This window comes from Acinetobacter brisouii (genome assembly GCF_008993995.1).
GTDB classification, from domain to species: domain Bacteria; phylum Pseudomonadota; class Gammaproteobacteria; order Pseudomonadales; family Moraxellaceae; genus Acinetobacter; species Acinetobacter brisouii_A.
This window is the reverse complement of sequence record NZ_BKNN01000091.1, coordinates 1-6,483: the sequence shown is the minus strand read 5'-3', so window position 1 is coordinate 6,483 and position 6,483 is coordinate 1. Positions and strand designations below refer to the sequence as shown.

Here is a 6,483-nt window from a genome sequence, read left to right as displayed (position 1 = left end):
AACAATATATTCAACAACAGCAGACACCGCATTAGCAATCCTAGCTAATCCCCACAAGGGGGACTAGCGGATTGCAGCCTTATATCCCCGCCCTAAAGGGCGAGGTTTTACGGCTATACGGATAAAATACGAAAGGCGCGTGAATACTGCAAATAGTGCAATACGATCATCCAGTAGATCTCCCGATTTGATGGTGTAATCACTTCATCCTAGCAGATCGACTTGAAATAATAAGTACTTTTTTATGACGGGGTATGTCTTGCAATACAACTACAACTTAAATGCCGATCTCAGTCCTGTTACAATAGCAATTATCATATTTCGATAAATTCCTGAATTTTTATAAGGCTTTTACTGCATGGAATCTCAAAATCCCACCACGTACCAAGCATTACAACCCCAATACCGCTTACTGGTGCTTTTGGTCTCGATTGGTTTTTTCATGCAAGCCCTTGACACGACCATTGTCAACACTGCCCTGCCTGCGATGGCACAGCACTTAAAAGAAAATCCTCTGCATATGCATGGGGTTGTCGTGGCTTATGTGCTGTCCGTTGCCAGTTGTATTCCCATGAGTGGCTGGTTAGCCGATCGTTTTGGATTACGCTCAGTGTATTTGAGTGCAATTATCATTTTTACCTTAGCATCCTTAGGTTGTGGTCTATCGAACTCATTTGAACAACTGGTGGTTTTTCGGGTTCTGCAAGGAATTGGCGGAGCATTGCTGCTTCCTGTAGGACGACTATCTTTACTCAAAATTGTTCCTCGCGAACAATTTGTATCGGCGATGAGTCTAATGAGTCTTGCAGGGCTGATCGGCCCTTTAATTGGACCAACTCTCGGCGGTTGGCTGGTTGAGGTCGCGAGTTGGCACTGGATTTTCTTAATTAATATTCCAATGGGTATCCTTGGCATTATTGTAACCTTGAAGGCGTTACCCAATATTGTGGAAAGCAAAGTCAAACGCTTTGACCGTTCAGGTGTAATCCTGCTGATTGTTGCAATGGTGGGTCTGACATTAGGTATTGATTCTTTTTCAATTGAAGGTTCATCACATCAGAGTGCCTATCTACTATTGATTGCGGGACTCGCGGCAAGTATTTTATACGCTCATCATGCACATACCCATCAAAATGCATTATTTCGTAGTGACTTGTTTAGACATCAATTTTATGCCATTGGGGTATTAGGTAATTTCTTTGCCCGTTTTGCAGGCAATGCCATTCCCTTTTTACTCCCTTTACTGTTGCAAGTCGTATTTAAATTCGAACCCTTTGAAACAGGGCTAATGATGATTCCTCTCGTACTCGGCTCACTATTCTCTAAGCCAATTGTGCGCCCTTTACTACAACGTCTAGGTTACCGCAATGTGTTAATTCTCAATACTATTGCAGTCGGACTTTGTGTCATGAGCTTTACCTTAACCTCAGCAACCACACCTGAATGGCTGCGTGCATTGCATTTCTTTATTTTTGGGACACTCAACTCGATTCAGTTTGTTTCAATGAATACATACACGCTGAAAGACTTACCTTCACAACATGCCAGTAGCGGCAACAGCTTCTTATCGATGATCATGATGCTCTCTATGAGTATCGGGATTGCATTGACAGGAACACTGATCAATTTTTATCAAGATACAAGTTTTCATTTACAGCTTGCTCAAGCCTTCGATGCCACCCTACTCACACTCGGTGCAATGAATGTGATCACCATGCTGATTTTCTGGCGAATTCCCAAACAAAATCTCTCATAAGTTTAAATAGGTTTTCTGCTGCAGTTTTCTTAAAATAGAGCTTCAATCTTACCGATCTGTTGGATCATGAAAGCTGCTCGCAAAAGTTACTTGCACCTTGTCCGAACCTTAACTGCAACCGTTATCGTTTTATTGCTATGCTTCATTAGCCTCATTCTCTTTCAAAATCAGCCCGCAGAAGCACAAGATCATCCTGTACAAGGCTTTGATGTTTCTCATCATCAAGGCAATATTGACTGGAAAAAAATTTCACCGCACAAGTATCAATTTGTGTATTTAAAAGCCACCGAAGGCGGTGATTATCAAGATCCGAGTTTTCAACAAAACTGGTTAAAAGCACGTGAGCAAGGCTTACATGTGGGTGCGTATCATTATTATCGTTTATGCCGTGAGGCAAAAATTCAGGCTGCCAATTTTATTGCCACAGTGCCCAATAAAGCTGATGCTCTAGCACCTGTCATTGATTTGGAATACGATGCCAATTGCATTCAAAATTCAAATCAAGAACAGCTCCTGAAACAGATTCAGACCATGCAGAAAATCTTGCATCAGCATTATGGCAAAGCCCCGATTATTTATACCTCAAAGACCTTTTATCATATTGTGCTGATGGGACACATCCCACATACCGCGCTTTGGATTCGCGATTATGATGAGGCTTATCCAAAACTTAAAGATCAGCGCGGCTGGATGTTTTGGCAATACACTCAAAAAGGACATATCAATGGAATTAGCCAACCTGTCGATCTGAATGCCTATGCAGGCTCAGCAGAACAATGGCAAAGTTATTTACGTTATTTAGGAATTATTCATCATTAAACAGCGCAAAATCATTCACATCGACATGGATGCCTTTTATGCCTCAGTTGAATTACGTGAACGCCCTGACTTAGTCGATGTCCCTGTCGTAGTTGCATCACATCATCCACGTGCGGTCATCACAACTGCGTCTTACCCTGCACGACGTTTTGGTTTACGCTCTGCCATGTCGATGGCACAAGCCCGTAAACTTTGCCCACATGTGGTAGTACTTGAGCCACGCTTTGAACTCTATCGAGAGGTATCTTCTCAAATTCAGCAGATTTTTCAGCAACATACCGACCTCATCGAACCTTTATCTTTAGATGAAGCTTATCTGGATGTCACTGAAAATAAGCAAGGTCTGGCATCAGCAACTGCTGTGGCTCAAGCCATTCAACAGCAAATTTGGCAACACACTCAGCTTACTGCATCGGCAGGCGTAGCACCCAATAAATTTTTAGCTAAAATTGCATCGGACTGGTATAAACCCAATGGGCTCTGTGTAATTAAACCACAACAAGTTCAAGAGTTTATTAATGATCTACCCTTAAAAAAAATCCCTGGGGTGGGTAAAGTCACTCAAGCCAAGCTTGAACAATTACAGCTTTATACCCTTGGAGATTTACAAAAAATTGAATTGCACGTTTTACAGCAGCACTTTGGAAAATATGGACAACAATTACATCTGTATGCTCAAGGCATTGATGAACGTCCAGTGGAAGCCAGTCGAGTCCGTCAGCAAATTTCTAAAGAAATTACCTTTGACCAAGATTTTTATCTCAGCGAATGCCAAACTACATGGGTAACATTGGCTGTAAAAGTCTGGGCTAGCTTAGAGAAACGTCAGCTCAGTGCCTTTGGTGTAACCATCAAACTGAAACAAGCTGATTTTCATGTGCTGCAACACAGTAAACGCTTTCAAAGTCCATTAGAAAATTTAATACAACTACAGCAAGCGATTACTTTATTAATAACTGAGCTGAATATTTCCCCTCAATTGCGTTTCCGTTTGGTTGGGGTTGGTGTTTATCAACTCACCAATACCGAACAGAAAAATCAATTGTCACTGTGGTAATTAATTAAAATAATTCTCATTTACAAAAAATATATGCCTTAGACTCTCGCAAGCTAAGCATTTTTCGATTAAGCTATGTCCGCTTACATTTATCCATGAAGCTATTGCACGGTTAAAACTAATCCATGGTTTTAACTAGCCGTCCCTGTAATACATCGGATTAATCATCATGCGCATTGCAGGGCGCTCCGATTGTTAGGCATGGACTCCTTCTGAATGACCTCAAGTTCTTCTTCTCTACATATCACACAAGAAAAACGAGCTCGCAAAGCTGCTTTGAGTAGCTTTATTGGCGCAGTTGTGGATTGGTATGACTTTTTACTCTATGGCATTGTTGCTGCATTAGTCTTTAAACAACAATTTTTTCCAAATATTGACCCGACTATGGGAACATTAGCAGCGTTTGCCACTTTTGGTGTTGGTTTCTTATTTCGCCCATTAGGCGGTATTGTTTTCGGGCATTTTGGCGACAAACTCGGTCGTAAAAAAATGCTGTTCCTCACTGTCTTTCTCATGGGTGGAGCAACCGTATTCATCGGATTATTACCCACTTTCGCACAAATTGGTTGGTGGGCACCTGTTTTACTCGTCACATTGCGTGCCATTCAAGGTTTTGCTGTCGGTGGGGAATGGGGTGGCGCAGCACTCATGGCTGTTGAAAATGCCCCTAAAAACAAGAAAGCCTTTTATAGTAGTGGTGTTCAAATCGGATATGGTGTGGGCTTAATGCTGGCATCGGGCTGTGTATCTCTGATTACGTTATGTATTGGTGAAGATGGCTTCCGTGACTGGGGCTGGCGTATCCCTTTTCTTGCTAGCGTTGTTCTGGTTGCTTTTGCAGTATGGGTTCGTTCAGATCAAGAAGAGTCTGCCGAATTCAAACATCAGCAACACAAACCTAAGCTTCAAGAAAAGAGATCACACTTTCCCATTATTGAAGCGGTTAAGCATAACCCAAAAGGTTTTTTCTACATCATTGCATTACGTCTAGCTGAATTGCTTTCGATGTATTTAGTCACAACCTTCGCCCTGAACTATTCAACCGAAAAATTGCATATGTCTTCGCAATTATTTTTGAATATTTCTTTAATGGTCGGTGCAATTAGCTGTGTCAGTATTCCATTTTTTGCCATGATTGCAGACCGTTTTGGCCGCCGCCGCATGTGTATTATCGGTGGTTTAATTGGTGCAGGCGCTGCATTTCCATTCTTCTTGGCATTGCAAAGCGGATCCGTTTTTTGGTTAGTGATTTTATCTATTTTACTTGCCAATCTAGCCCATGACATGGTGGTCAGCGTCCATCAGCCGATCTTTACCGAATTATTCGGTGCAGAATACCGCTATAGTGGTGCAGGTGTCGGCTATCAACTTGCCAGTATTATTGGCGGTGGTTTTACGCCATTTATTGCAACAGGACTCATCTTCCTTGCACATGGACACTGGATTTTCGTCGCGATCTATTTAACTGTGGGCTGCTTACTCACTTCAATTGTTGCAGCGCGCATGAAAGGTCAAGTATCATCAAAAACTGTCCATTCTCCCCTTGTAGATTAAATTTATGGCTGTTAAACGTTTACATGTAAGCTCACGTTTTTGTGAAGTGGCAATTTCAGGTAACTTAGTCCATCTTGCAGGGCAACTTGCAGATGATACGAGCCAAGACATTCGCTCACAAACCCAGCAAACTCTTGCCAATATTGACCGCTTTTTAGCTGATGCAGGAACAGATAAGACTCAAATTTTATCTGTGATTATTTTCTTAAAAGATATTGAACAAGACTATGCTGCAATGAATGAAGTTTGGGATGCATGGGTTTTGCAAGGTCATGCACCTGCACGCACCTGTGTCGAATCTAAACTGTATGCTCCAGAAGTTTTGGTTGAAATGACAGTAACAGCTGTTAAACCATAAGCCTTCAAACTGGCATTTGCCTACGCAAATGCCATTGTTTTTTCTTGAATATTCAAATCACGCGATAATTTTTTCAAATCGGGTACGCCTGCATAACGCAGCACTCGATAACCAGCCATTTCCAATAAAGCATCTTCATAACGATCATCACGATGCTGTGTAAACATTGAGCCACCAAGAGAAATAATTGCCACAACTTGAAACTGTGAATTTAAAATGACAAAGTCAGCTGTCATATTATTAAACTTTGCTCGTGTATGTGAATACTTACTTGTTAACAGTGCACTATAAGCAACATTTGATAAAATAATATGTTGTGGTAAGAGCTGATTCAGTCGTTGATAAATGATTTGTTCGTTATAGTTGAACAGAGCTCGTTGTTTTAAAGCACTATCATAATGCTGATCTGTACGTTTTTGATAACGAACAACAAATATAACTAAAATCAATACGCTCAAGATACTCAGAGAAATAAGTTCTATCATTTCACACATTCCTTATAATTATCTGATTTATTGATCAGGTGCAAATCCTTTGCAAATCCTTTATTCATCCTAAAATTATCGCTGCACTTTACAAGACAATGCCATTGACAATTTATACATTTTATAATGGAGAATTATAGGCTATATCGTCAACCTTACGAATACCTACCTAATCTATAACATGAACTTAGATTTTTTTGGTTATTTGTAGCTAAAGAATCATATTTAATTGTAAATTTTAGACCTATTTTTTAAAAACACATACAAAAACTTAATTTTCCTCGAATAAAAAAACACCCCCTGATTTGTGAATCAGAGGGTGTTTTAGAATAATGAGCTGGCGATGACTTACTCTCACATGGGTAACCCCACACTACCATCAGCGCTAAGAGGTTTCACTTCTGAGTTCGGGAAGGGATCAGGTGGTTCACTCTTGCTATTGTCGCCAGCACAA

The 6,483-nt window shown here is 40.8% G+C and carries 6 protein-coding genes and 1 rRNA gene; 5 read left to right on the top strand and 2 right to left on the bottom strand.

Annotation, left to right across the window (positions count from 1 at the left end):
* Nucleotides 1-358 precede the first annotated feature (358 nt).
* The 5 genes from mdtD to GBN19_RS13990 all read left to right on the top strand — a co-directional run bounded on the left by mdtD (nucleotide 359) and on the right by GBN19_RS13990 (nucleotide 5,544).
* Nucleotides 359-1,756 (top strand): multidrug transporter subunit MdtD, encoded by a 1,398-nt coding sequence (gene mdtD, locus GBN19_RS14010; RefSeq protein WP_151778551.1) that lies wholly within the window; start codon nucleotides 359-361, stop codon nucleotides 1,754-1,756.
* Nucleotides 1,757-1,822: 66 nt separating this feature from the next.
* Nucleotides 1,823-2,575 carry a glycoside hydrolase family 25 protein gene (locus tag GBN19_RS14005; protein WP_151710627.1) on the top strand — a complete coding sequence of 251 codons (753 nt, stop codon included), beginning with the start codon at nucleotides 1,823-1,825 and terminating at the stop codon, nucleotides 2,573-2,575.
* Nucleotides 2,576-2,600: 25 nt separating this feature from the next.
* Complete coding sequence (gene dinB / locus GBN19_RS14000; protein WP_151778550.1) at nucleotides 2,601-3,632, top strand: DNA polymerase IV; 1,032 nt, start codon at nucleotides 2,601-2,603, stop codon at nucleotides 3,630-3,632.
* A 216-nt stretch (nucleotides 3,633-3,848) separates the two neighbouring features.
* Nucleotides 3,849-5,186 carry a shikimate transporter gene (shiA, locus tag GBN19_RS13995; RefSeq protein ID WP_151778549.1) on the top strand — a complete coding sequence of 446 codons (1,338 nt, stop codon included), beginning with the start codon at nucleotides 3,849-3,851 and terminating at the stop codon, nucleotides 5,184-5,186.
* A gap of 4 nt (nucleotides 5,187-5,190) precedes the next feature.
* Complete coding sequence (locus GBN19_RS13990) at nucleotides 5,191-5,544, top strand: RidA family protein (protein WP_151778548.1); 354 nt, start codon at nucleotides 5,191-5,193, stop codon at nucleotides 5,542-5,544.
* A 20-nt stretch (nucleotides 5,545-5,564) separates the two neighbouring features.
* Here the strand turns inward: GBN19_RS13990 and GBN19_RS13985 are convergent, their stop codons facing one another.
* Both GBN19_RS13985 and rrf read right to left on the bottom strand, forming a co-directional pair.
* Nucleotides 5,565-6,029: a DUF2726 domain-containing protein gene (locus GBN19_RS13985; RefSeq protein WP_151710623.1), complete on the bottom strand. Its 465-nt coding sequence runs from the start codon at nucleotides 6,027-6,029 to the stop codon at nucleotides 5,565-5,567.
* 335 nt (nucleotides 6,030-6,364) lie between these two features.
* Nucleotides 6,365-6,479: ribosomal RNA gene (rrf, locus tag GBN19_RS13980) — 5S ribosomal RNA — on the bottom strand.
* Between the last annotated feature and the right edge of the window lie 4 nt (nucleotides 6,480-6,483).